Source organism: Streptococcus mitis (assembly GCF_003942695.1).
GTDB classification, from domain to species: Bacteria; Bacillota; Bacilli; order Lactobacillales; family Streptococcaceae; genus Streptococcus; species Streptococcus mitis_BD.
This window is the reverse complement of sequence record NZ_RJNU01000006.1, coordinates 82,153-106,682: the sequence shown is the minus strand read 5'-3', so window position 1 is coordinate 106,682 and position 24,530 is coordinate 82,153. Positions and strand designations below refer to the sequence as shown.

Annotated in this window: 30 protein-coding genes, 2 tRNA genes and 3 pseudogenes; 18 read left to right on the top strand and 17 right to left on the bottom strand. The window is 40.1% G+C overall.

Annotated features, from left to right (window positions below; genetic code table 11):
• Window positions 1-3 precede the first annotated feature (3 nt).
• Window positions 4-699 (top strand): ABC transporter ATP-binding protein, encoded by a 696-nt coding sequence (locus tag D8852_RS06170; protein ID WP_084946298.1) that lies wholly within the window; start codon window positions 4-6, stop codon window positions 697-699.
• A gap of 15 nt (window positions 700-714) precedes the next feature.
• Window positions 715-1,449, top strand: a complete 735-nt coding sequence (locus tag D8852_RS06165) for a hypothetical protein (protein ID WP_000498778.1) — start codon at window positions 715-717, stop codon at window positions 1,447-1,449.
• Between the two features lie 33 nt (window positions 1,450-1,482).
• On the opposite strand, the gene D8852_RS06160 is transcribed toward D8852_RS06165, so the two are convergent.
• Window positions 1,483-2,178: an LrgB family protein gene (locus D8852_RS06160; protein WP_001288937.1), complete on the bottom strand. Its 696-nt coding sequence runs from the start codon at window positions 2,176-2,178 to the stop codon at window positions 1,483-1,485.
• Window positions 2,175-2,549: a CidA/LrgA family protein gene (locus D8852_RS06155; protein ID WP_000781325.1), complete on the bottom strand. Its 375-nt coding sequence runs from the start codon at window positions 2,547-2,549 to the stop codon at window positions 2,175-2,177. Before D8852_RS06155 ends, D8852_RS06160 begins: the two co-directional genes overlap by 4 nt.
• A 196-nt stretch (window positions 2,550-2,745) precedes the next feature.
• On the opposite strand from D8852_RS06155, the gene D8852_RS06150 reads away from it, so the two are divergent.
• The 7 genes from D8852_RS06150 to queF all read left to right on the top strand — a co-directional run bounded on the left by D8852_RS06150 (window position 2,746) and on the right by queF (window position 6,292).
• Complete coding sequence (locus tag D8852_RS06150) at window positions 2,746-3,126, top strand: MarR family winged helix-turn-helix transcriptional regulator (protein WP_125425949.1); 381 nt, start codon at window positions 2,746-2,748, stop codon at window positions 3,124-3,126.
• A 97-nt stretch (window positions 3,127-3,223) separates the two neighbouring features.
• Window positions 3,224-3,445, top strand: coding sequence for a DUF4649 family protein (locus D8852_RS06145; protein WP_125425946.1), 222 nt, complete (start codon window positions 3,224-3,226; stop codon window positions 3,443-3,445).
• A 15-nt stretch (window positions 3,446-3,460) separates the two neighbouring features.
• A complete protein-coding gene (trxA, locus tag D8852_RS06140; RefSeq protein WP_001029581.1) occupies window positions 3,461-3,775 on the top strand; it encodes a thioredoxin in 315 nt (104 codons plus the stop codon).
• A gap of 202 nt (window positions 3,776-3,977) precedes the next feature.
• Window positions 3,978-4,631, top strand: coding sequence for a 7-cyano-7-deazaguanine synthase QueC (queC, locus tag D8852_RS06135; protein WP_125425944.1), 654 nt, complete (start codon window positions 3,978-3,980; stop codon window positions 4,629-4,631).
• Window positions 4,631-5,074, top strand: a complete 444-nt coding sequence (gene queD / locus D8852_RS06130) for a 6-carboxytetrahydropterin synthase QueD (protein ID WP_125425942.1) — start codon at window positions 4,631-4,633, stop codon at window positions 5,072-5,074. Before queC ends, queD begins: the two co-directional genes overlap by 1 nt.
• Window positions 5,067-5,783, top strand: coding sequence for a 7-carboxy-7-deazaguanine synthase QueE (gene queE, locus D8852_RS06125; protein ID WP_125425940.1), 717 nt, complete (start codon window positions 5,067-5,069; stop codon window positions 5,781-5,783). Before queD ends, queE begins: the two co-directional genes overlap by 8 nt.
• Window positions 5,784-5,800: 17 nt before the next feature.
• Window positions 5,801-6,292, top strand: coding sequence for a preQ(1) synthase (queF, locus tag D8852_RS06120; RefSeq protein WP_000082591.1), 492 nt, complete (start codon window positions 5,801-5,803; stop codon window positions 6,290-6,292).
• A gap of 254 nt (window positions 6,293-6,546) precedes the next feature.
• Here queF and D8852_RS06110 read toward each other — a convergent pair whose 3' ends face one another.
• The 10 genes from D8852_RS06110 to D8852_RS06065 all read right to left on the bottom strand — a co-directional run bounded on the left by D8852_RS06110 (window position 6,547) and on the right by D8852_RS06065 (window position 14,498).
• The gene (locus D8852_RS06110; RefSeq protein ID WP_125425938.1) at window positions 6,547-7,215 is read right to left on the bottom strand and encodes an MIP/aquaporin family protein; all 669 of its coding nucleotides are present in this window, start codon (window positions 7,213-7,215) and stop codon (window positions 6,547-6,549) included.
• A gap of 109 nt (window positions 7,216-7,324) precedes the next feature.
• A complete protein-coding gene (locus tag D8852_RS06105; protein WP_125425936.1) occupies window positions 7,325-8,116 on the bottom strand; it encodes a DUF2785 domain-containing protein in 792 nt (263 codons plus the stop codon).
• 61 nt (window positions 8,117-8,177) lie between these two features.
• A complete protein-coding gene (locus tag D8852_RS06100) occupies window positions 8,178-8,960 on the bottom strand; it encodes an FUSC family protein (RefSeq protein WP_125425934.1) in 783 nt (260 codons plus the stop codon).
• Between the two features lie 28 nt (window positions 8,961-8,988).
• The gene (gene pepF, locus D8852_RS06095; protein ID WP_125425932.1) at window positions 8,989-10,785 is read right to left on the bottom strand and encodes an oligoendopeptidase F; all 1,797 of its coding nucleotides are present in this window, start codon (window positions 10,783-10,785) and stop codon (window positions 8,989-8,991) included.
• Window positions 10,786-10,795: 10 nt separating this feature from the next.
• Window positions 10,796-11,539 (bottom strand): 16S rRNA (uracil(1498)-N(3))-methyltransferase, encoded by a 744-nt coding sequence (locus D8852_RS06090; protein ID WP_125425930.1) that lies wholly within the window; start codon window positions 11,537-11,539, stop codon window positions 10,796-10,798.
• 1 nt (window position 11,540) lies between these two features.
• On the bottom strand, window positions 11,541-12,491 hold the full coding sequence (gene prmA / locus D8852_RS06085; RefSeq protein ID WP_125425928.1) for a 50S ribosomal protein L11 methyltransferase: 951 nt from the start codon (window positions 12,489-12,491) through the stop codon (window positions 11,541-11,543).
• 136 nt (window positions 12,492-12,627) lie between these two features.
• Window positions 12,628-13,056: an NUDIX hydrolase gene (locus tag D8852_RS06080; protein WP_125425926.1), complete on the bottom strand. Its 429-nt coding sequence runs from the start codon at window positions 13,054-13,056 to the stop codon at window positions 12,628-12,630.
• A 9-nt stretch (window positions 13,057-13,065) separates the two neighbouring features.
• Complete coding sequence (locus D8852_RS06075; RefSeq protein ID WP_125425924.1) at window positions 13,066-13,536, bottom strand: DUF3013 family protein; 471 nt, start codon at window positions 13,534-13,536, stop codon at window positions 13,066-13,068.
• 293 nt (window positions 13,537-13,829) lie between these two features.
• A complete protein-coding gene (locus D8852_RS06070) occupies window positions 13,830-14,282 on the bottom strand; it encodes a type II toxin-antitoxin system HicB family antitoxin (protein WP_084888798.1) in 453 nt (150 codons plus the stop codon).
• A gap of 36 nt (window positions 14,283-14,318) precedes the next feature.
• A complete protein-coding gene (locus tag D8852_RS06065; RefSeq protein WP_001132287.1) occupies window positions 14,319-14,498 on the bottom strand; it encodes a type II toxin-antitoxin system HicA family toxin in 180 nt (59 codons plus the stop codon).
• A gap of 398 nt (window positions 14,499-14,896) precedes the next feature.
• Here D8852_RS06065 and D8852_RS06060 point away from each other — a divergent pair, with 398 nt between their 5' ends.
• The 4 genes and pseudogenes from D8852_RS06060 to D8852_RS06045 all read left to right on the top strand — a co-directional run bounded on the left by D8852_RS06060 (window position 14,897) and on the right by D8852_RS06045 (window position 15,938).
• On the top strand, window positions 14,897-15,112 hold the full coding sequence (locus D8852_RS06060; RefSeq protein ID WP_125425922.1) for a hypothetical protein: 216 nt from the start codon (window positions 14,897-14,899) through the stop codon (window positions 15,110-15,112).
• A gap of 15 nt (window positions 15,113-15,127) precedes the next feature.
• Window positions 15,128-15,319 (top strand): annotated as a pseudogene (locus tag D8852_RS06055) (CPCC family cysteine-rich protein); the annotation flags it as partial.
• 9 nt (window positions 15,320-15,328) lie between these two features.
• Window positions 15,329-15,514 (top strand): annotated as a pseudogene (locus D8852_RS10175) (CPCC family cysteine-rich protein); the annotation flags it as partial.
• A gap of 214 nt (window positions 15,515-15,728) precedes the next feature.
• Window positions 15,729-15,938: a CPCC family cysteine-rich protein gene (locus D8852_RS06045; protein WP_125425920.1), complete on the top strand. Its 210-nt coding sequence runs from the start codon at window positions 15,729-15,731 to the stop codon at window positions 15,936-15,938.
• A 17-nt stretch (window positions 15,939-15,955) separates the two neighbouring features.
• On the opposite strand, the gene D8852_RS06040 is transcribed toward D8852_RS06045, so the two are convergent.
• Both D8852_RS06040 and D8852_RS06035 read right to left on the bottom strand, forming a co-directional pair.
• On the bottom strand, window positions 15,956-16,282 hold the full coding sequence (locus tag D8852_RS06040) for a hypothetical protein (RefSeq protein WP_084888805.1): 327 nt from the start codon (window positions 16,280-16,282) through the stop codon (window positions 15,956-15,958).
• 2 nt (window positions 16,283-16,284) lie between these two features.
• Window positions 16,285-16,482: a hypothetical protein gene (locus D8852_RS06035; protein ID WP_001098072.1), complete on the bottom strand. Its 198-nt coding sequence runs from the start codon at window positions 16,480-16,482 to the stop codon at window positions 16,285-16,287.
• 408 nt (window positions 16,483-16,890) lie between these two features.
• Here D8852_RS06035 and D8852_RS06030 point away from each other — a divergent pair, with 408 nt between their 5' ends.
• The 4 genes from D8852_RS06030 (at window position 16,891) to D8852_RS06015 (ending at window position 19,503) form a co-directional block, all read left to right on the top strand.
• Window positions 16,891-18,162: a replication-associated recombination protein A gene (locus D8852_RS06030; RefSeq protein ID WP_125425918.1), complete on the top strand. Its 1,272-nt coding sequence runs from the start codon at window positions 16,891-16,893 to the stop codon at window positions 18,160-18,162.
• 264 nt (window positions 18,163-18,426) lie between these two features.
• Window positions 18,427-18,499 (top strand) — tRNA-Lys (locus tag D8852_RS06025).
• A gap of 354 nt (window positions 18,500-18,853) precedes the next feature.
• A complete protein-coding gene (locus D8852_RS06020) occupies window positions 18,854-19,369 on the top strand; it encodes a DUF308 domain-containing protein (protein WP_000672740.1) in 516 nt (171 codons plus the stop codon).
• 61 nt (window positions 19,370-19,430) lie between these two features.
• Window positions 19,431-19,503, top strand: a tRNA-Lys gene (locus tag D8852_RS06015).
• A 140-nt stretch (window positions 19,504-19,643) separates the two neighbouring features.
• Here D8852_RS06015 and D8852_RS06010 read toward each other — a convergent pair.
• Window positions 19,644-20,732 (bottom strand): AI-2E family transporter, encoded by a 1,089-nt coding sequence (locus tag D8852_RS06010; RefSeq protein WP_185755590.1) that lies wholly within the window; start codon window positions 20,730-20,732, stop codon window positions 19,644-19,646.
• Between the two features lie 9 nt (window positions 20,733-20,741).
• Window positions 20,742-22,031, bottom strand: a complete 1,290-nt coding sequence (locus D8852_RS06005; RefSeq protein ID WP_125425916.1) for a DUF308 domain-containing protein — start codon at window positions 22,029-22,031, stop codon at window positions 20,742-20,744.
• An 804-nt stretch (window positions 22,032-22,835) separates the two neighbouring features.
• Here D8852_RS06005 and D8852_RS05995 point away from each other — a divergent pair.
• A pseudogene (locus D8852_RS05995) lies at window positions 22,836-23,981 on the top strand (low temperature requirement protein A).
• A 48-nt stretch (window positions 23,982-24,029) separates the two neighbouring features.
• Here the strand turns inward: D8852_RS05995 and D8852_RS05990 are convergent.
• The gene (locus D8852_RS05990) at window positions 24,030-24,485 is read right to left on the bottom strand and encodes a GNAT family N-acetyltransferase (RefSeq protein ID WP_093586549.1); all 456 of its coding nucleotides are present in this window, start codon (window positions 24,483-24,485) and stop codon (window positions 24,030-24,032) included.
• Window positions 24,486-24,530 lie beyond the last annotated feature (45 nt).

The window sequence follows — 24,530 nt, the reverse complement described above, 5'->3', positions numbered from 1 at the left end:
ATTATGACATTACTAGCATTTGAAAATGTATCCAAATCCTATGGGGCTACAGCAGCCCTTAACAATGTTTCCCTTGAGATTCCCGCTGGAAAAATCGTCGGACTTCTCGGTCCAAACGGATCTGGAAAAACAACCTTGATCAAGCTGATCAACGGACTTCTCCAACCAGACCAAGGTCGTGTCCTCATTAACAACATGGACCCAAGTCCTGCTACCAAAGCCATTGTCTCTTATCTACCAGACACGACTTATCTGAATGAACAGATGAAAATCAAAGAAGCACTGACCTACTTTAAAACTTTCTACCAAGATTTCAATCTTGAGCGGGCTCAGCATCTTTTAGCAGATCTTGGCATTGATGAAAACAGTCGTCTCAAGAAATTGTCAAAAGGAAACAAGGAAAAGGTTCAGCTCATCCTGGTTATGAGCCGTGAAGCTCGTCTCTACGTGCTCGACGAACCGATCGGAGGCGTGGATCCGGCGGCCCGTGACTATATCTTGAACACCATCATCAACAACTACTCACCAACTTCAACTGTCTTGATTTCTACCCACTTGATTTCAGATATTGAGCCGATCTTGGACGAAATCATCTTCCTAAATAACGGAAAAGTCGTCCGTCAAGGAAATGTAGATGATATTCGTTACGAGTCAGGTGAGTCGATTGACCAGCTCTTCCGCCAGGAGTTCAAAGCTTAGTTAAAGGAGATTATTATGTTTTGGAATTTAGTTCGTTATGAATTTAAAAATGTTAACAAATGGTATCTAGCTCTCTACGGTGCTGTGCTTGCAATTTCGGTTTTGATTGGTGCATCCATTTCTGGCATTAGTCAGACCTACACTAGCTATGGTAATGATCCCTACTATCTGTTAGGCTTTCTGATCTTAGTTTTTGGTGGGCTCAGCGTTACTCTCTGGATTGCGACGATCTTTCTAATCGTTCGACGCTTCAAGGGAAGTGTCTACGATCGTCAGGGCTATCTTACATTGACTCTGCCCGTCTCTGAACACCAGATCATCACCGCCAAATTACTAGGTGCTCTCATTTGGTCAATCATAAGCTATATTGTATTTATCTTGAGTATCATTATTATCTTCTCACTCACCCCTGTAGTGAAAGATTTGCCACTCCTCTATCGATTTATCTCTCCTTATCTCGGTTACGGTTGGCTCTATGCCCTCTCTCTTCTGGTCGGTTCAATTACTTGGATTTTATCTATTTACCTTTGTATCTCAATTGGTCAACTATTTAACGAGTATCGTACCGCTATGGGAATTTTAGCCTATATCGTGCTTAACATCGTGATTGGCTATATTTCTATCTTCTTCCGAATGGATTATGACTTTAACCTCCTAATCAGCGTTGATATCCTCAAAGATTTCATTCTAGCAATTATCTACTATCTCGGTACCTACTATATCTTGAAAAATAAGGTTAACTTGCAATAAAAAACGCCCAGCTTACAAGAGCTGGGTTTTGCTTTAACTCAATATCAAACTGGCTACAATAGGGCTGACAAAGACATAGAGAATACCGGTGACACCGATAGCCAAGCCACCCATGGCTCCTGCTACAGAACCGTATCGAAAGGCTGTTCCCGTTCCAACAGCATGCCCTGTTCCTCCAAGAGAAAGTCCCACTGCAACCGGATCGTCAATTTTCAACCACTTCAAAAGGGTTGGGCCGATAACACTGGTCAAAATCCCAGTTGCCACTACGACGACCAAGGTCACAGTCGTTAAACCTTGCAATTTTTCTGTGATTCCCACTGCCATGGCGGTTGTCACTGACTTGGGAAAGAGAGAAATGGCTAGGAAAAAGTCCATGCCAAATATTTTCGCCACTATGGCAGTGAAACTAGTATTGACAACTACTGCTAGCAGACTACCAAAGAGAATACTCCGAGCATGGTGCTTCATCAGGTGAAAACTTTTATAAAGCGGAATCCCTAGAGCCACTGTTGATGGGACTATCAAGTTATTCAGATAAACCCCACCTTGGTAGTAATCTTGGTAAGAAATACCCGTCACCTTTAGAAAGATGATAATGAAAATAGCTGACAAAAGCAAAGGCGTCGTCAATGGATGGGGAAAACGTCTGTAAATCAACATCCCCACTAGATAAGCTAGTATAGACAATGCAATCCCAAACAGAGGATTGGATACAAATTCGCTCATTTGGCATCTCCTTTCTCATAATCTCCCTCAAACCGTCTCTTGATGAACTGAACCACTAGGGCGATGAGGATAATGTTGATGACAGCCGCAAAAAAGACAATCAAGACAATGGGCAAGAGATAGGGGGCAATCACATCAAACTTTTCCATGATTCCCACTGCTGGTGGCAAAAAGAGAATGGTCATATTAGCCAGCAGAAAATTCCCCACCATATTGACATGCCTGGTCCTTAGCCACTTGAACTGTAAAGCTAGAAATAGAATAATCAAACCGATAATACTACCTGGGATAGGCAGATGAAAGAAACTGGAGATTCCCTCACCGATTAGAGAAATCACAAAGAGAATCATTAATTGAACATATAACTTCATCTCAAACTCCTTGAAATAGAATTCTTGCATACCAGTTTACTCTTTTTTCAGAAAATTTCAAGGAAATATCGAAATTTTTCTTTCTTGCAAGGATTAGCTAAAAGTAGTATAATCATTGCATGCGCAATCATCTTATGTTGCAAAGACAGTCAGTAATGACTTTGCTATTTTTACTTTGAAAAGAAAGGAGAAAGCAATGACCTATTTGGAAAAGTGGTTTGACTACAATCGCCGTCAAAAAGAAATGGAAGCCTTATTGGAAGAAACCATTGCCCAGCAGAGTGAACAAAGGCTGACTTTAAAAGAGTTTTACCTGCTCTACTATCTGAATCTAGCCCAAGAAAAATCTCTACGACAAATTGACCTGCCAGATAAACTCCATCTCAGCCCGAGCGCTGTTTCTCGAATGGTGGCCCGACTAGAAGAGAAAAACTGCGGTTTGGTTAGTCGCCGATGTTGCGATCAGGATAGACGGGCTAGTTTTATCTGCCTGACTGATGAGGGACAAACAGCTCTATCTTACCTGCAAAAGGCCGTCGAGGAAAGACTGGAAACCAGTCTTGACTTCATTTCTTAATCAGATTTTTTAAAAAAGTTGCGTGCGCAATCATTTTTCTTGACATTCCTCTGTTCAAGGAGTACAATAAAGTCAAGATCGAATAAAGGAGTTTTATATGATCGAAATTACCTACCTAGACGCCAGCAAACAAGAGAGAACTATGACTTTCGAATCTTATGAAGAATTTGAACGTTCTCAACAAGCCTGCCTTATCGGCGTCGCAGACTATTACCCAGTTCAAAAATTAACCTATAATGGTCATGATTTGGACTACCATGGGACTTATGGAGATGTCTTCTTCTATCTCATGAAACAAGATTTGAGCCAATATAACTAAAAAAGGAGAAATACAATGGCAAAAGCAATTACAGATGCAACATTTGAACAAGAAACAAAAGACGGTTTGGTCTTGGTAGACTTCTGGGCAACTTGGTGTGGCCCATGTCGTATGCAAGGTCCGATCTTGGATAAATTGTCTGAAGAACTTTCAGAAGATGTCTTGAAAATCGTTAAAATGGACGTTGATGAAAATCCAAACACAGCTCGTGCCTTTGGAATCATGTCTATCCCAACCCTTCTCTTCAAAAAAGACGGCCAAGTGGTGAAACAAGTTGCTGGCGTACATACTGCAGAACAAATCAAGGCCATCGTTGCTGAATTGAGCTAATCACACTAGAGACCAAGTGCTTTATTTGGTCTCTTTTTTCTTGCCCTTTGCCATTTTTTAAAAAATATGCTAGACTGTATGTAGAATATTACGATGTTTGGGACATGCCATCGCTAAAAAAAACCTCTACTTGGTATTTTTTAGCTCCCCTCAAGGGAGCTTTTTGCGTGCTCTGAACATTTCCCATTTTGGAAGGAGTACTATGAAACGTCAATCAGCCTTGGTCGTCTTTAGCGGCGGTCAAGATTCCACAACCTGCCTCTTTTGGGCTAAAGAACACTATGAAACAGTCGAAGCCGTCACCTTTGCCTACGGCCAACGCCATCATCTCGAAATTCAAGTTGCCGAAGAAATCGCTAAGGAACAAGGCATTCGTCATCACATCTTGGATATGTCTCTACTGGGACAAATCACTGAAAATGCCTTGACTTCTGATTTGGAGATTGAGCAAAAAGAGGGAGAGATTCCCAATACCTTTGTTGACGGTCGCAACCACCTCTTTCTGTCCTTTGCGGCAGTTCTTGCTAAGCAACGAGGCATTATAGACATCGTCACAGGTGTCTGCGAGACAGACTTCTCAGGCTACCCTGATTGTCGAGATGTCTTTGTCAAATCCCTTAATGTTACTCTCAACCTTGCCATGGATTACGACTTTGTTATCCAAACACCTCTCATGTGGCTGGACAAGGCTGAAACTTGGGAATTAGCCGACCAACTCGGTGCCTTTGACTATGTTCGTGAAAAGACCTTGACCTGCTACAACGGAATTATTGGAAGTGGCTGTGGAGATTGCCCAGCCTGCCACCTACGTCAGCATGGCCTTGATGTTTATCTCTCACAGAAAGGAGAGGGCTAATGTTTTTTGCACCCAAAGAAATCAAACAGGAAACTGGGGAATCTCTTGTCTACAATCCTCACAGAACCTTGGTATCAAAAGAGTTCACCTTCGATGCTGCCCACCACCTCTTTCACTATGAGGGAAAATGCAAATCCCTGCACGGACACACCTATCATTTGCAAATCGCTGTCAGTGGATTTTTAGATAAACGGGGCATGACCTACGATTTTGGAGACATTAAAGCGATCTACAAGAACTTCTTAGAGCCCCACTTGGATCATCGCTATCTCAATGAAACCCTGCCTTATATGAACACAACTGCTGAAAATATGGTTTACTGGATTTTCCAAACCATGAGCCAAGAGTTGCCAGACGAACGCAGTCTCCGTTTGGAATACGTTCGCCTCTATGAAACTCCGACTGCCTTTGCAGAGTTTAGACGGGAGTGGTTAGATGACTAGGGAACGTGTCCTCAAACTACCGGTTCTTGAAATTTTCGGGCCAACCTTTCAAGGTGAAGGTCGTGCTATCGGGCAGAAAACCATGTTTGTCCGCACTGCTGGTTGCGACTACCACTGCGACTGGTGCGACTCTGCCTTTACTTGGGATGGTTCTGAAAAACCTACTCGTATGACAGCTGACGAAGTCATTGCCGCCTTAGATAAGCTGGGAAGCTACGACTATGTAACCCTGTCTGGGGGAAATCCTACTATCCTAGCAGCCAACATGGCTCAACTCGTCACCAAGCTCAAGGAACGTGGTGTCACTCTGGCTGTTGAGACCCAAGGCTCTCGCTGGCAAAATTGGTTAAAAGACATCGACCAAGTCACTCTGAGCCCCAAACCTCCTTCCTCCAAGATGGAAGTTAACTTCGAGACTTTAGACTTTATCGTTTCCCAATTGGATCCAGACAAGGTCACCTTTAAAATCCCTGTCTTTGATGATGCCGATTTGGCCTTTGCTAAAGGGATTCAAGAACGTTACCAACCAGATGTTCTCTTCTTATCGGCTGGAAATCCTGAGCCCAAGGCTACAGGTAATATCGTCCAAGACCAACTAGACCGCCTCAAAGAACTCTGGGAACGCATCGCTGCTGACGATAGCTGGGGCAATGTCCGCGTCCTTCCTCAACTTCATACCCTCCTCTACGACAACCAGCGTGGTGTTTAAATTAGAAAGAAAAAATCATGTCACAACAAGAAGAAATGAAAAATCTAAGCCTACTGGGCAACAAAGAAACTACCTACATTTTTGACTATCAACCAGAAGTCCTCGAATCCTTTGACAATCGTCATGTGGAAAATGACTATTTCATCAAATTCAACTGTCCTGAATTTACCTCCCTGTGCCCTATCACTGCTCAGCCAGACTTTGCAACCATTTATATTTCCTACATTCCTGACAAGCTCTGTGTCGAGTCAAAATCCCTCAAACTCTACCTCTTTAGCTACCGAAATCATGGAGATTTTCATGAAAACTGTATCAACACTATCGGGAAAGACTTGGTCAATCTACTAGACCCTCGCTATTTAGAAGTCTGGGGAAAATTCACTCCGCGCGGTGGCATCTCAATCGACCCCTACTACAACTACGGTAGACCTGGAACCAAGTATGAAGGCTTGGCAGAACAGCGTCTCTTCCAACACGACCTCTATCCGGAGAAAATTGACAACCGCTAATACTCTTCGAAAATCTCTTCAAACCGCGTCAACGTCGCCTTGCCGTATATATGGTTACTGACTTCGTCAGTTCTATCCACAACCTCAAAACAGTGTTTTGAGCTGACTTCGTCAGTTTCATCTACAACCTCAAAGCAGTACTTTGAGCAACCTGCGGCTAGTTTCTTAGTTTGCTCTTTGATTTTCATTGAGTATAAACAGATACGAAAAAGCCCTGTTCCTCAAACTGAGGAGCAAGGCTTTTTGAGTTTCAATTATTCTTCTGTTCCAAGAAAGTTTTTCGCAACAAGAGCTGCAAGAACGCCACCAACGATTGGCGCAAGGATGAAAATCCATACTTGTTGAAGGGCTTCGCCACCTACCAAGACGGCTGGTGCCAAGCTACGAGCTGGGTTTACTGAAAGTCCAGTGATGTTCAATCCCACAAGGATCATAGCTGTCAATGACAAACCAATGACCAAACCAGCGATTGCGCCATTGCCCTTGCTTTCTGAAGTCACGGTCATGATAACCAAGACAAACAAGAAGGTTGCGATGGCTTCAAACAGGAAACCACCAAAGGCAGTTACACCGTTTGCCAAGGCATTTTCACCAAGACTAGCAGTTGACATTCCTGAGTTAGACAAGAGGAAGAATACCGCAGCTGAAGCAAGGAAAGCACCAACTACTTGTCCAAGGATGTAGTTTACAAGCTCAGAAGATGACAAACGTTTGTTAACAAACATAGCGATAGAAACAGCTGGATTCAAGTGAGCCCCTGAAACAGTTCCGATTGAGTAAGCTGCAACCACAATTGCCAGACCAAAGGCAAAAGCAATTCCAAGGTGTCCAAGACCTTCAACACCATTTCCAAAAACAACAGCTCCTGTTCCAATGAACACAAGCATAAATGTACCGATTAATTCAGCAACAAATTTTTTCATGATAAGTCTCCTTTTTTCAAACTATGTATTAGTCTATCAGAAGAAGGAAAGGGTTTCAAGAAAATTGACTGGAAAGTTTTTTGAAAATCATAAAATGACCAGCTAATCTCTAGTATTGAAAAGATTGAATAGCTTCTTTTAACTCATCTTGTAAAAAGTTTTTCTGATCAAGTTTGACATAGACTTCCAACAGACAGGATCTGAAGTTGGAAAATTTATAAAAATCTTCCCTCTCTTCTATTGGAAAGTCAACAGTTTTTATCCAAGAAGCTACTTTTTCCTGCTCTAATTTTCCTTGCAAAATGGGTTCATAAAGTACTCTCGCTAAGCGCCAATCCTCATCATTTGTAAAACGAATGGTAATTCGTTTAAATAGTTGACCCAGTACATCAAATACTTCATGATCTCTATTTTTAGGAAAATATGGATGACAAACGACTTCCGTCAAGAGATCCGCTCCATGCGCAAAAGCGTGAACCCAACCATACTGACTTGAAAAACCTGTCGTATCCTTTTCTTTTTTTAGGTAATACAAACCTTGAGATAGCATAGCATTTCTTATATCAGCTTTTAAACCTTTATAGAAAAGAGAGTGCTCGTTACCATCTGCAGACAAAAGATTGGCATAAATAAGTGCCCTAAAAGAACGTTTAAGAGCTGAAACTCCTCTACTATCAATCTCTTTGTATAGACCTTCATCAGAGGAGACCTCTTCTGAGATAAACTGAAACTGCTCAAGGGTAAACAACTCTTCTTGAATCCCTCTAGCCAAACTCGTAAAAACAAGTTCGTCTCGAATTTCTGGAGAGGGATCTCCCAAGTGCTCAAGTAACCACTGAATTTCTTCTCGGCTATAGCTTGGTTTTTCTTCTGTCACTTTTCTTTGTAATACTTGATACATCCCTAGTACCTCTGGATTTCTATTAGCTTATCAAAAAGTCATCCGTAGATGACTTTCTTTCTTATTCTGTTTTCGATGGACGTTTTCCTGCTGCAATTGCATCTGCTTCTGTCATCTCAACAACGTTAGCTTTATTAGTTTTTGAAGGCATTCTATCCTTACTATACCAATAAACTTTTGATTTCCCATTGTTTGCAACATAGACAATTCTATCTTGCTGTTGAGCTTTGGTTTCAGCTTCCTGTGCAATTCTTTTTTCTTCCTCTTTTTGAGAAATTGATGATTCAACCGCACCTATCCTATCAAGCAACTCTGTCTTTTTATCGTTATTTTCAATCTGATTAACTGTTTCTTTAGCAGACTTCACTTGACTCGCATCTTGACTTTCTTCCAATTGTTTGACTAGGGTTTCACCTTTTTCTTGCAACTCCTTTGCAGCTTTTTCTTTAGCAATTCTCTCTTCTTCTGCTTTTTCTTTAGCTTTTTTCTCTTCTTCGACTCGTTTTGCTTCCTCTGTACTAGATGAAGCATCTGTGGTTGATGCTGTCGGAGTAGTAGATGTCGCAGTCTGCTTAGTTTCTGATTGAGAAGATGAAATTTTCTTTGTGACTGTTGGAGTTTGAAGAGCAACTGCAACAAAACTAACAATGAAAAGCCCTATCATTAGATTTCTTTTTCGGATATCTGGTGCTTTCTTTACAAAATACCAAATACCAAACCCACTCAAAACAAGATAGAGAGTAGGCAAAGCAATCAATAAAATGATGCCCAAAAAGACTAGGCCTATTTTGATAAAGAGCATTCTTTGGGGATTTTGTTCCAGCCATTTTTTGATTCTATTCATATCGTTCTCCTAGGAGTCTGTCTAAACTCTACTCCCCCAACTCAGCGCTATAAGCAATAATCTGGTCAACTGTATCAGACAAGAATTGGATGGTATCACGGAGTGGTTTATCTGTAGAGATATCTGCTCCGATAATCATGGCTGACTCAAGTGGTGTCTTACTACCACCTGATTTGAGGAGATTGAGCCAGTCTTCGGCTCCAGTTTCTGAATTTTTCAGATGGAGGTAACCCGCAGTCGAGATAACAAGACCAGCAGAGTAAGTGTAGCTATACAAGCCCATGTAGTAGTGAGCTTGGCGCATCCAAGTCAGAGCCGCATCGTCGTCAATTTCAATGGCATCTCCCCAGAAGTCTGTCAAAACTTCCTTCATAATGCTGTTGAGCTTGCTTGCTCCGAAGGTCTCCCCTTCTTCAATCAATGTATAAACCTTACGCTGGAAGGCTGCTTCCAAGAGGTGGGTGATGAAATTATGGAAGTAGGTATCTGTCAAACGATGGGCAAGGGCAAAGCGTTTTTGACGTGGGTCGTCAGATTGGTGCTCCAAGTAATCGCTGAGGAGCAATTCATTGAAGGTTGACGGTGCTTCAACATAGTAGGTAGACATGTGGGCGTTGAAATAGCTTTGGTGATTGTCAGAAAAGATGAATTGACCAGAATGACCGATTTCATGAATCAAGGTATAGACATCGCTCAAACGGCCTGTCCAGCTCATGAGGACATATGGGTGCACGCGATATGGATCCGCCGCATAACCGCCAGAATCCTTGCCACTATTGGCAGCAAAGTCCACCCAGCGCTCTTCTTGATAGCGAGCAACTTCCTGACAATATTCTTGCCCCAAAGGTGCGACTGACTTCATGACCAAATCGTAGGCGTCGTCAATAGTCACTTCAGGATTCAGGGCGCTATCCAAGTCCAATTTCCAGTCTGCAAAGGTCATCTTTTCAAGACCATTAACCTTGGCAACATGCTTGAGGTATCTCTGAGCAACTGGCGCAAAATCCTTCATGATGAGGTCAATCTGACGGTCAAACATGGCACGGTCCACTTCTTGTTCAGCCAGAAGATAATCAAAGACTGAGTCGTAACCCTTCATATCTGCCAGTAGTTTTTCAGACTTGACTTGGGCTAGATAGGCTGTTGCAGCAGTATTTTGGTGCTTACGAAGTCCCTCTGAGAAAGAACGGAAAGATTTCTCACGAACTTCAGCATCCTCATGATTTTGGTAGAAATTCTCATAGGTCACAAAACTGTTTTTGTAGGTCTTGCCATGGGCTTCAAAGTCAGCCATTTCGAAATCCCCAGCTCGCATCTTAGTGTAAATATCCTGCGGACTGTAGAAAACTTCACCAAGATTGGTCAAGGCCTTCTCCACATCAGCCCCTAGATAGTGGGCTTTTTTGATTTTGGCCTGACGAATGGCCGCCGTCAAATGAGGTAATTCACCCAAACGGTCCAAGACTTTCTCATCAGCTTCCACCAAAGCATCGTCAAAAAAGGTCAAGGCTACACTGGCATCTGTTTCAAATTCCATACCAGCTTGGGCAATATTAGCAAATTCTTCATTGCTATAGTCTGTCGTCTGCGGCATAAAACCATAGTTACCAATATGGCTCATCTGAATGTAGATTTGTTCCAATTCCGCAAAGGCCTTTTCAAAATCCTCAAAAGTATGAAGATTATCCTTGTAATCACGGCTAAATTGGTTAATGTCTTCTCGAGCCTTCTCGATTGCATGCAAGAAATCTTCACGATCTTGGTATAGGGCTGTTAAATCCCAAAGTTCCTTCTCTGGAAATTCTGAACGGTGTTTTTGTTCCATCTTCTTCCTCTTATTTCTCTAATTCTAATAAAACACTAAGGGCTGATAAGGCGTAAAGCGGTGCTGTTTCTGCTCGCAAAATGCGAGGGCCAAGTCCTGCTAAGACTGATCCCTTAGCTTCGAAACTCTCAATTTCTGCAGGTGACAGGCCGCCTTCTGGACCAAAGATAAAGAGCAGTTTGGCTCCTTTTTCAAGACCAGAGACCGCTTGTAAGAGCGCAGCGGCTTCACCTTCTTTGGCCGACTCTTCATAAGCCACTACGATGCGGTCAAACTGGTCCAGTTGGGCTAGAAAGTCTGATTTTTTCTCGAAAAGTGTGACACTCGGTACTAGATTACGCTTGCTTTGTTCTGCTGCTCCAAGGGCGATTTTTTCTAGTTTTTCAACCTTTTTATCCAATTTCTTGCCATCCCATTTGGCTACCGACCATTCGGCAGGGAAGGCCCAAATCTGGCTGGCACCCAGTTCGGTTACTTTTTGAGTGATAAACTCCAGCTTGTCTCCCTTGGGAAAGCCAGATGCGATGGTCACTTGGACTGGCAGTTCCACATTGTCATCTAGTTCTTCTACCAATTCAAACTGACGAGCTTCCACATCCAGCACACGCGCCAAGCGCTTGATGCCATCATCAAAGACCAAAGTAACCTCATCATCTTCTTTCAAGCGCATAACCTGAAACATATGCTTGCTGGTTTCCTTGTCCTCGATGGTGACAGGAGAGACTGCACTCCCCTTGACAAAATACTGCTGCATGCTAGCCTCCAATCACACCTGAAATATCCTTGGTTTTCTTAAAGACACAGGCATTCCATTCCCCTTGAACCATGTGGGTTTCAAGGAAAAATCCAGCTGACTCAGCCGACTCGCGCACCATGTCCCACTTGTCCTTGATAATGCCACTCATGATCAGGTAGCCTTCATCCTTGACCAAACGATAGGCATCGTCTGTCAGATGAATGAGAATATCCGCCAAGATATTAGCTACAATCACATCTGCCTCAATCTCAACACCCTTAAGCAAGTCTCCAGCAGCAACGTGGATATTTTCCATTCCAGGGTTAAGTTCAATATTTTCCTGAGCAACACGAACTGCTACATCATCTAGGTCATAGGCGAAGATTTCCTTGGCACCAAGTAGCGAGCTAGCAATGGAGAGAACCCCTGAACCAGTCCCCACATCTAGCACTGTCTCGCCACCACGAAGAACCTGTTCCAAGGCAAAGAGGCTCATCTTAGTAGTTGGATGGGTCCCAGTACCAAAAGCCATCCCAGGATCTAGCTTGATAATCTTTTCCCCAGCAGTCGCCTCATAGTCTGTCCACGACGGCACGATGGTCAAATCATGAGTGATGCGTGCAGGTTCATAGTATTTCTTCCAGTTGTCTGCCCAGTCTTCCTCAGCCAAGGCAGTCGTCCCCATCTTGACCTCTCCCAAATCCATAAAATCTGTCAATTCTGCTAGGCGAGCCTGCAAATCTGCCTCAACCGTTGCTATATCAACCGTGTCAGGGTAGTAGGCGGTCACAACGATTTCTTCTTGTTGCTCGACCTCTGGGAAAATCTCGCCGAAGCGGTCAACATTTCCCACATAATCCATGCTGTCTTCAATCGCAACGCCTTGCGCTCCCAGCTCAATCAAGAGATTGGAAACTAACTCCTCCCCCTCACGCTTAACTGTAACTTTTAACTCTTGCCATGTTTCCATATTTAAGATATCAAGCCCATAAAACACAAAGCCAAAATAGAAACTTCTCTGAAGACACTTGTGTCTAGGAGAAGTTTATCTGTTTGGCACAGTGTTTAGGGCGGGTTCAGTTTAAAATTTAACCGAACCATCCTTTCTAATCACTTACTTTAAAATAATCTTTTAATCTCTCTTGCAACTGAGGTACAACTTGACTGGAGCTAAGAAATTCCTTGACATTCATCAGCTGATAACCCTGCCCTTCATCACCAAAGGTGATATTGTCAAACTGGTTCTGTGTTAACTGACCGACTAGAAATACAGATTGTTTATCCGCAAAAAGCATACTTGGATAAACCTTACTCCAAAGCAGACAATCTTCAGTTAGATGAATGCCCAGTTCTTCATAAACTTCACGCACCACGCACTCAAAAGGACTTTCATCACCCTCTCGTCCACCGCCTGGAAGTTCCCACATATTGGGCCAGGGAATGCTTGCCTTATCATCGCGTAAGATAGTCAGAAGCTTATCCCCACAAAACAAAGCAATCTTACAGCCTGTGAAATCAGAAATCTCTATTTCCATGTCAAACTCCTAGTATCTCGGATAAGGATAAAACTCTCCCTCTTCCAATCCAACTTTTCCTTCTTCAAAGACTTCTTGGTTCCATTCCATGACAAATTCTTCTGCTTCTGGGTCTTCCAAAAAGTCCATAAGGGCATCTAGTCCAACCTCTGCAGTGTCTTTGAGGAATAGAGCAAAATAAGCTAGAAACTCACGAGAAAAACCCTTTTTAGGCAGATAAGGAATGACCGTCAAATAGTCTCCCTCATTGACGGTTGACTTGGCAGGATTGTAGAAAAGGACTGCTTCCTCAAATAGGATATCATCTGACGAAACCTCTCCGTCTTCATCTACCATTTCCACACCTGCAGCATTTTGCGCTTCCAATAGAAAACTCACTTCTACCGCGTGATTGCGCTTGTCCCAACTAATCTCAAAGTCAAAGGGAAAATTCTTCTCCAACTCTTCCTCTAAAACATCTAAAAATCCGTATGTTGCCATCTTGTCCTCTTTCTATGCGACTCTTAAATAGCCCCGATTGCTCGGAAATATGCTAAAATAGATACTACCATCTTACCACAAAATTATTTTATGTCCTAATTATACCATATTACCTCATTTAAACCCTTGGTATTAGTGATTTTCTTAAACGGTTGATTTCCTTATTTTTTTCCAAAAACTCAACACAAAAAGCCCTCGAAAGGGCTAGCAAATCTATAGGATCAATAGACAAGTAACCAGCACAATTAGGAGTGCTTTTTTTATTGACTATTCCCACGATGTCACACTTAATCTTAGGCTTGAATTTTCTTATCTGCAATAGCGTCTGTCAAAGTCTGAGAAAAGTTAAGTCCCATTTCTCGTCCCAACTTATCTGCCCATCTTGGTATGGTCAAGGTCTTTTTAATTGGTTCCTGACTTCCTAAATACTCTGATACATCAACAGATACCATAGAAATAAAAGATTTATCAAGGTCATAGGTTGACACGAAATCTTCATCATCTTTAAAAGGATCATTATCAATTAAAGACAAGCTATTGATATCTGATGGCTGGGGCAAGTCTTCATCACTCTCTATCAAATCTGCAACAGTTATGCCTAACCACTCTGAACCCATAGCCAGAGCCTCAGAAATCCCCTCTCCTTGTGTAGCTGAGTATTCAAAATCCGGGAAATGGACAAAATAAGTCGCTTCTGCTCCGTCTGTATCGTCATAATAAAATAAAGCTGGATACGTAACTAACATCTCACTACCTCCATATCAAAAAGCAGGGGCTGAATTTTACAACCCAGCTTGCTTTCTTATCCCTCTTTCAGTGTACTTATTCAGCTCACCATGAGGGATTGTGATGGGTCTTTCCCCTTGCTTCTCCATTTTAATATGGGAGCCTTTACCGCCTCTAGTCTTTATCCAACCATGGGCCGTAAGGAGTTTGACCATCTCTTTTTGTGTCATAGGCATAGCGCTTTTACCTCCTGACAACACCATTATAACACGTGCTACACGTATTGTAAAGGTGTGATACTTATTATTCTCTTATACATAAAATCCCCTAGATGTAGTTCTAAGGGAGGCTTTATATAAACGGATAGGCAGAACTATCAGAGTTCCTGATTTTTTCAACCCACTAGAAGTGGTGCGATTGAATCTTAACATTACTTCTCCTCTCTTCATTAAAATATAATTATCGCCCAAAATTATATTGCGATTTTTCTAAAAGACTACCAAAAACTACTAAATCAATACGTTCGGCAGACGAGAAACTTGCATTGTCAGATAAACTGTTTTATCATTTACCATACTTTATTCATTAGTAATATCACTTGATTTGAAGTATAATATTGGAAAGGAAATCAGTAATGAATTTAGAACAATATTTAGGAAAAGAAATTAGTATTGTTTTTGTTGACGGGCAAATTTTAGAGGGTCATTGTAATAGATTTACAGGGAAACTTGATACGGAAGATGAACTCTATGATGAAATTACAATAAGAACAGATAAATATCCATATATTGGATTTAATGAATCTGAAATCGCATCAATAGAGTTAACTCAAGACGGTATTATAAAATAACAGGAGTTGTTTATTATGAATAAAACTAAAAAAGAGAATTTAATTTTCATTGATGGTTGGGAGCATGTGCATTGCCCTGTATGTGGAACTTTAGTAGAAACTTATGATATTTGCGATGTTTGTCATTGGCAAAATACGGGAGCATTTAATATCGATGGCGGTCCTAATAAAATAACGCTTGCTGAAGCGAAAATGGCTTATAAAAGGAAGAACGACATGAATGAATCACAAAAGACTTGGGAAATTGACGGGGAAATCTGGCTACATTGCCCAGTTTGCGGAGCTGAAGTTATGGACTATGATATCTGTGACGTCTGTCGTTGGCAAAATACAGGTATTATAAATATAGACGGTGGTCCAAATAAGATGACTCTAGCTGAAGCCAAAGAAGCTTACGCAAGGAGAAAAATTGTAAAAATTCGAGAATTTGATACAGTGTTGTTAAAAAACGGTCAAACGGCGACAATTGTCGAAAAGTTAAGTGAAGATACTTTTATTGCTGACATAGGTGATTCACCCAAAGACTGGGATACCATAACAATCACAATCAATGATATTGAAAAAGTAGTGTATAGAAATAGCTAATATATTTGTATAGTGTTGGGAGTAACCTTAAATGAATAAGAGTGGAAAAGAGAATTTAATCATCATTAACGGCAGCGAATATGTCCATTGTCCAGTATGTGGTACTGTTACAGCAGTGTATGATATCTGTGACGTCTGTCAGTGGCAAAATACAGGAGAAACTAATATAGATGGTGGCCCTAATGAAATGACACTTGCAGAAGCCAAAGAAGCTTACGCAAAAGGGATTCCAATAATATAAAATATATAGCTACTATTTTACTTTTCAACCATGTTTATAATTTCTTTTAAGCTTGGTTTGGTTTTTCTAATTCTATCCCATGACCTCATTTTTAAAAAAATCCCTAAATAGATGCCATTTATCTTTGGTAATTCGTTAGAAAGATTGTATTTCTCTCTAATCTCATCTTTATGACTTTCTACAAATTTGCTACGAGGTAAGCAATAAAAAATACCTTCCCCAAAATAACTTAAATCTTCATCAGATAGTTCAATAAGCTCTTCAGGTTTTACAAAAATCGCTCTATTAACTCTATCTTTGCCACTGGCAAAGGCTTTCTCCACAAATCTTTTATCTAGTCCCATCTTTATTTAACTCTCTCAAATTGTTTTAGTTCCAGAACAGTCAGTTCTTTAAATTCTTTTCCTGTTTCGTTTAAATATTTGTTAATTTTTCCAAGATTGTATTTCATAGGTGCTGGTTTCACTCCATTTGGTAAACCAACTAGTCCGTCAAGTTCCATAAATGACTTATTTTCAAGTAGCTTTGAATTTGAAGTATTCATCTAGTTCCATTTTCTCCTTTTCAAATATTGCTATCTAAATTTATATCTACTATGTACTTTATCAAGAAAACTTCCTAACTTGGTAATTCCATTATTTCCATTCCTTATCACCTCTCTTTTCATTATAGTTCATACAATGACATTTAGCAATATTATTTCTCAAGTCAGCAATTCCACTTCTTTAGACTCAACTATCATATTTTGAGCTTTAAGGAAGATCCATTCTTTCATGCTGATACCTCTCCTCATCAAATTAAATAGTCAGAAAAATTCTATCTCACACCCTGAATATTACAAAACCATTGAAATATCACAACTAATAGGCTAGAATGGACATAGTAAGATATATTAGATGAGTTATTCTACTCAAAAAATATGAAACTAAAATCCATGTTAGAAAGGACTGCTATGCCAGACAATCTCGCGCTTCGCATGCGCCCTAAAACCATCGACCAGGTCATCGGTCAGGAACATCTGGTCGGACAAGGAAAAATCATCCGCCGCATGGTAGAAGCCAACCGCCTGTCCTCCATGATTCTCTATGGCCCTCCGGGAATCGGCAAGACCAGTATTGCCTCTGCCATCGCAGGGACTACTAAGTATGCCTTTCGAACTTTCAATGCGACAGTTGATAGTAAAAAACGACTGCAAGAAATTGCGGAAGAGGCTAAATTCTCTGGTGGTCTCGTCCTATTACTAGACGAGATTCATAGACTAGATAAAACCAAGCAAGACTTCCTCTTACCTCTCTTGGAAAGTGGTCTGGTCATCATGATTGGCGCTACGACTGAAAATCCTTTCTTCTCTGTCACTCCTGCCATTCGTAGCCGTGTTCAAATTTTTGAGTTGGAACCTCTGTCTAACCAAGACGTCAAAGAGGCCCTGCAGATAGCTCTAAGTAACCCTGAGCGTGGTTTTGATTTTCCAGTAGAACTAGATGAGGATGCGCTGGATTTCATTGCTACCTCTACAAACGGAGACCTTCGCTCTGCCTTCAACTCACTTGACTTGGCTGTTCTTTCTACTCCCGAAAATGACAAGGGCATCCGCCATATCACTCTAGACATCATGGAAAATAGCCTGCAGCGAAGCTACATCACTATGGATAAGGATGGAGATGGCCACTACGATGTCCTCTCAGCCCTGCAAAAGTCTATCCGTGGCTCAGATGTTGATGCCAGTCTTCACTATGCTGCCCGCTTGATTGAGGCTGGTGATTTGCCAAGTCTCGCTCGTCGTTTGACTGTTATCGCTTATGAAGATATCGGTTTGGCCAATCCTGAAGCCCAGATTCACACCGTGACTGCTCTGGATGCTGCCCAGAAGATTGGTTTCCCAGAAGCCCGTATTCTCATTGCCAATGTCGTGATTGATTTGGCCCTTTCTCCGAAATCCAACTCAGCTTATGTGGCTATGGATAAGGCACTTGCTGACCTCAAAACATCAGGGCACTTGCCTATTCCGCGACACCTGCGTGATGGGCACTACCGTGGAAGCAAGGAACTGGGGAATGCCCAAGACTATCTCTATCCACACAACTACCCTGGAAATTGGGTCAAGCAAGACTATCTACCAGAAAAAATTCGTAATCATCACTATTTCCAAGCAGAAGATACTGGTAAATATGAACGGGCTTTGGCTCAAAGAAAGGAAGCTATCGACCGTTTGCGAAAAATCTGAAATCCTTTTCAAAAAATTGCACTTTCCTCTTGATTTTTTTTGAAAAAGTGGTATTATATAAACATAGAAACGCTGTGGTGTACGACTTCACACTTAAGTGTTGACCGACTATTTTTTGTATTATTAGGGAAACAAAAGTCTTCTAACAGCATGTAGGCCGTCTCACACGGAAACAGCTTCAGTTAGAGCGAGTTGCCCACCTGCTTAATTGCGCGGGTTCAATACAAACCGTGAAGTTTCGGCACCAATACAGCTTTTTTCTTTGCCTCCTTAGCTCAGCTGGCAGAGCAGCGGACTCTTAATCCGTGGGTCACAGGTTCGATCCCTGTAGGGGGCATCTAAATACAACAGGAAAAAGCCTTGTAAATCAAGGCTTTTTTTGCTTGTCTATAACTGATTTACCCCATCATTTGTCCCACATTTTAAATCTATCTTTTCTTTTTGAATCAAATTACATCTTTACAAATAGTGTAAAGCCAGTTACTTTTGCTTTGATTCCATACAATATTTTCATGTAGAGAAGACAAATTTTATCTTCTCTTTTTATTTTCAAAATAATAAAAACTGATTTTCTTTTCATAAATCAGACTGAAACTTCCAAATTTTCCATTTTGTTTATTGACATTTCCTCTAAAAAGGTGTATAATATTTTTATTATCAAACTATACTATACTATATAGGGGGTATTGAAATGAAATTTTCTAATCGTTTACTGCTATTCCTTGCAGGAGTTGTTTTTGTCCTTTTAGGACTTTTCCTATTTACAAACCCAGTAGCTAATCTTGTTGCTTACAGCTGGTGGATTGCATTTGGTTTACTGGTTTCTTCTATAGCAGCTATTTTAGGCTATTTCTCTGTACCAAAAGAGCTTCGCTCACCAGCTCATCTTTTCCAAGGGATTGTTAATCTTCTCTTAGCTCTTTACCTCGTTGCCTATGGCTTTGTGACGCTGCCAGTTGTCATTCCAACTATTTTAGGAATTTGGTTAATTGTAGAAGCCATTATAGTTTTCTTTAAAGGCAATCGTCTGGGATTGATTTTCCCTATTATTGGCAACCATATCATGTGGATAGCGTTGCTTGCATTTTTACTAGGTCTAGTGATTTTGTTCAATCCAGTAGCTACAAGTGTCTTTGTCGTTTATGTCGTTGCCTTTGCATTTTTAATTGTTGGTTTCACCTATATCCTTGATGCCTTTCGTAAATAATCTAGCTGCCATTTTGGGCATATTAAAAAAGCTGGGAAGTTACATTCTCAGCTTTTTATTTGCCTTCTTAGATCAGTTGGTAGAGCAGTAGACTCTTAATCTATGGGTCGCAGGTTCGAGCCCTGCAGGGGGCACATCTAAATCAACAGAAATAAGCCTTGAAACCAAGGCTTTTTTTAACGTCTAATAGCTTTTTGTAGAAAAGTATTTAAAAATAAAAGAGAAGAGAATCTCTCACTCTCTTCTCAGTATATCTTATTAAATTTAGTTTTTCTTAATCTACCTGATTTTCCTTTGCAACGACAAATTCTTTAACCAGTCGATAGATAACAGCAAATATCGGTGTAAAGAATATCATCCCAAGTAAGCCAAAGAGATTGCCTCCAATACTAGCAGCCGCAAGCGTGAAAATAGCTGGCAAACCAATAGACTGACCTACAACTCTAGGATAAATAAGGTTTCCTTCAATCAGCTGTATAACTTGATATAGAAGAAGAGAAAGTAAGGCTTGAGTAGGACTCACTGTGAAGATAAAAATCGCTCCCACAACACAAGCAATCATAGGCCCTACATAAGGAATGAACGATAGCACTCCTGCAAAGATACCTGTCATTACTCCATAGGGTATCCCAAACACGCTGTAACCAACCGCTATCATAACTCCTATGATAACTGCTTCAATCAGCTGACTCATCAAAAATTGGTCATAAGTCTCTAGTGCTACTTGTCCAATGTAAGTCAACTTTATCACCACCTTCTCTGGAAGAAAAACTTTTAGAAGTCGACTCGTCATCGCTGCCAAATGTTCCTTACTGGATAAAAATGAAAAGGTGAAGACTATAATCAAAAAGGCATTCATCAAACTTGAAAAAATATTGCCGATATTACTAGTCAGACCTGATAAAAAACCTATCAAAGCTTGGCTAATAGAACTAGATTGTCCCTGTATGCCTGATACGATAGTTGACAACATGTCTTTGGTTACAAATTCCGAGCTGTCTAGCAATTTCCCAAGTTGAGTAAGGACTGTTGAAAGGACTGTTCCCAGCTGACTAATAGTCTGGGCTAGGGTTGGCAGCACCAAAACCAAAAGAGCAATCACGATTAAGATAAGAGCTAGGAAAACAAGTACCATGGCAATCGGACGACGCAACTCTGCCTTTACCTTCAATTTAACTAAGTACTGTTCAATTTTTTTCATAGGAACATTAAGCACAAAAGCAATAACAGCACCATAAATCAAGGTTGATATTACATCAAAGAGAGAGATTGCTACTGATATAAAGCTCGATGCATTCAGAATTACAAGAGCAACCAGCCCTATAAAAAGTATTAACGGGGTGTATTTTTTTACTAAGTTCATAAATTCTCCTTAATAAACATGTTTAGATACGACTATACTATTTGGTTTTTCAAACTCTCGATTAAGGTAGGCTTGGTAAGTTCCTGGAGCGATAAATCCTTTGGGTGAGAGGATATCGGTGCCAGCCTGACCGACTATGGTATCAGCCAAGAGCACACAGTTTGTAGATAAGACAAAGTAGGATTTAAACTTAGATTTGATAAATTTATAAAGTTCCCCATCTGTCTCATGTCTGATTTTATAAGCGTAGGTGTAGTCTTCCTTACCATCACCTGTCATGATTTTATCTGCACTTGGCTCCCATGGAATCGTCAGTTGTTTCAATTCAGCCAACTTTTTCTGAACTGCTTTTTCCATTTCAGGCGTCAAATCTATCCCATAACCAAAAAGCGTTTTTTGACTCTCACGTTTACATAGGTCAATGTACTTGTCACGATCACAGAAATATAAGACACCATCTCCTACCATGCCAAATAAGGTCTCAGATGACGGATCATAGTTGCCATAAGAAATAACACGGCCCTGATAGCAGATATCCACATGACCAATAGCTGAAAACAGGGAGGTCTCAGCTGTATGAACAAAAATTTCTAGCTCTGCTGTCTTACCAGACTTCACTATTCCAAGATGGATATCTTCTTCCTCATCAGCATTTTCCAGCATAAATTTGTTAATTTTTGCTAAAGTTCTTGCAGGGATGAGAGCGGCTAGGACAATAGGTAAGCTAATTCTAATGCGACGTTTGAGATGGTTTTTCCCAATTTCCCCTTCAAATAAGAAACCGTCACGGATATTGGACAGACCATAAAGGAAAAAATAAGCCCCTAAAACAAAGAGTTGAAAGACAGAATTTCCCGTAGAGGACAAAAGACTAGTCCCACCAAGAAAAACTAGTACGAGACCATCTAGTAAGAAACGAAAACGAGGTCGAATTTTGTTTTTGCGGTAGAGAAGATAGGTGACAAGGTTGATACTAGCATGAAAAATCTGATAAATTCCAATCACAAGAGCCAAAATATAAATCGGCACATCCGTCGCAAGATTGGAGCCAAGCAAATATCCCAGCACTAACAATTTAACCAGTGCAACTCCCAAGGTGTCCGTTGACTGACTTTTTTTGAAAATACGTAATACTAAATCTAAGACCGTTGCTATCCAAGCTAAAAACAGAACCAGTTGAATAACCTTTACTGGCAACCAAGTCCCCGTGACCATCAAGATAAGACCTAGCAGAACAAACAAGAACCCCTGAGCAAGTAATTTCTTACCTGTCAGACCTAAAGATAGAATTTTCGCCATATAAAAACCTTTCAACAATAAAAATTAAACACTCCGATTAAACTGACTAGTAAATAGCCAACACTACAAACAGCCTGTGCCAGCAACATATGGTGACTAGAAATGACTGTAGTAATGTCACCATCTTGTCTTATGCACTTCTAAAATTTGTTATATTGATTAGAAACCAGAGCTTATAAAAACTAGCTAAACTCGAGAGATAGACACAATTGCGACGAAAAAATGTATAACCAATTCAACTTGTTAAGGTAAGAAAGCATTATTTCCAATCTATTAATTATTCATCTATTACCTATTATGACACAATATTCCCTATAGTTCAACTTTTTACTTGTTTTTATATTACACGGACTAAAAAGTTTTCAACAGTTGATTGCATTTGTTTTAATAAGTTTTAACCTTTCTTGGTTAGATAAAAAAAGAACCATACAGTTTAGAATCTGTATGGTTTTTGCCCCACTTTTGTCCCATTTTTAAATCATGACATTGAAAATACCTAAAATCACTTATATTTCAATATTTTTAATTGCTCTCAATATGAAAGTCCTTTCCAAATCCCTGTAGGGGGCATCTAAATACAACAGGAAAAAGCCTTGGAATCAAGGCTTTTTTGTGTAGTCTTAGCACTAAAAAACGATAGAAAAAACACCCCTTCTGAACTGCACCCCAAAAGTTAGACAGAAAAAACCTAACTTTTGTGGCGCAGTTCATTCGCGTCACATGAAGTTATTTAAGCATCTCCTTTTTTTTTTTTACCATTTTCTGTTATAATAAATTGTACTTCTAAAATAGAAAGGTCTTAAGATGACAACTCTTATTAAACATAAACGTGTAGAATTTTCAGAACTTTTTTATGACTTAGTTTTTGTTTTTGCAATTTCAAAAGTAACTACTTTAATTGACCATCTTCATAACGGTATTTTGACTTGGAATTCTTTCCTTGATTTTCTCATTGCTACTTTGTTTCTCATCGATTCCTGAATGATTCAAACCGATTATACCAATCGCTATGGAAAGAACTCTTTATTTAACATAGTAATCATGTTTATCAAAATGGGAATTTTACTCTTTATAGCCAATATGATTGGACCTGATTGGCAACAATATTTTCATTATCTCTGTTGGGCTATTGGTACATTAACCCTTACCTTATTTTTTCAATATTTGGTTGAATTTTTTAGAAAATCAACCGATGATGCTAATCGGGAAAGTATCAAAGGTTTTCTATGGATAACAGGTCTAGGAAGTTTAGGAGTCTATCTAACAGCTCTTCTTCCTATTTACCTTAGAGTCTATATCTTATTTGTTAGTATTCTGCTAACATTTATTATGCCAAGTATCTTGCTTAATAAAGATAAGCATTACCAGGTAAATCTCCCCCATTTAATCGAGCGCATCTCCCTTCTTGTCATTATTATGTTTGGAGAGATGATTACGGAGCTAGCTAACTTCTTTACAATCGAGAATTTCTCGATTTATTCGGTTCTTTATTTCATTATTATGATTTCTCTGTTCTTGTTTTATTTTGGTCAATTCGACCATGCTATTGATGAAAAATCTAATCAAAAGGGGCTATTTCTAATTTACAGTCACTATCCTATTTTCATTGAGCTTATGATGATGACTGTATCGATGAGTTTTCTTCTGAATCCTGAAGCTAATCTTCTCTTTGCAACCAGCTTCTTTTATATCGGAATTGGCCTCTTCCAAGCTGCTGTCCTAGCAAATGGGCCCTATAACAAACACTATCTTCGCTATTCGAAAAGTTACTACTGTGTCCAAGCTACACTCTATCTGGCTGCCTTGATTCTCTCTTTAATCTTTGCTTCTAATCCTATAATAGTAGTAAGTATTACAACCATTTTAGCTCTAGCTATAGCTATTCATTCTATTTATTTTTATATGACACAGAATAAAAAATATTCCAAATCTAACTGGGAGTTATTTTAATGAGTTTATAAGATTAAAAAAGCTTTGGGAACCAAGGCTTTTTGCTTTCTATCTAAACTTTTTCATAACGTATTTTCGTACAGGTGCTTCAATGGTTTTAACGATTTCAAATCCTTCTTTTTGATAAAGATGCTTGGCTGCCTGATTTGCCTCGAAGACATTTAGAGAAATACTATCTATGTCTCCATTTTCAAAGACCAAACTAACAAATTTCCTTAAGGCCTGACTACCTAAGCCTTGCCCCTGTTTCTGGGGATTGATTAAAAACCGTCCGATATGTAGATTCCTGTCTTCTAGCCTGATTTTCTGGACAAGCCCGACAAACTCTTGTCCAGCAAAGATTGAAAAGATTCCTTCCAAATCTTGCAAGACTTGAATTGTCAAGGGAAAAGGAATCATTGTTCCCATCCATTGTTCTTGAAAGGATTTGCCTAGGGAGTTGGACCATTGGCATACGAGCTGAGCATTTTCTGTGCTCACATTTTCTTCAAAACGAATTATCATCTTTGCCTCACCATCTTATCTATGTTTCTCCATTATACTACTTCT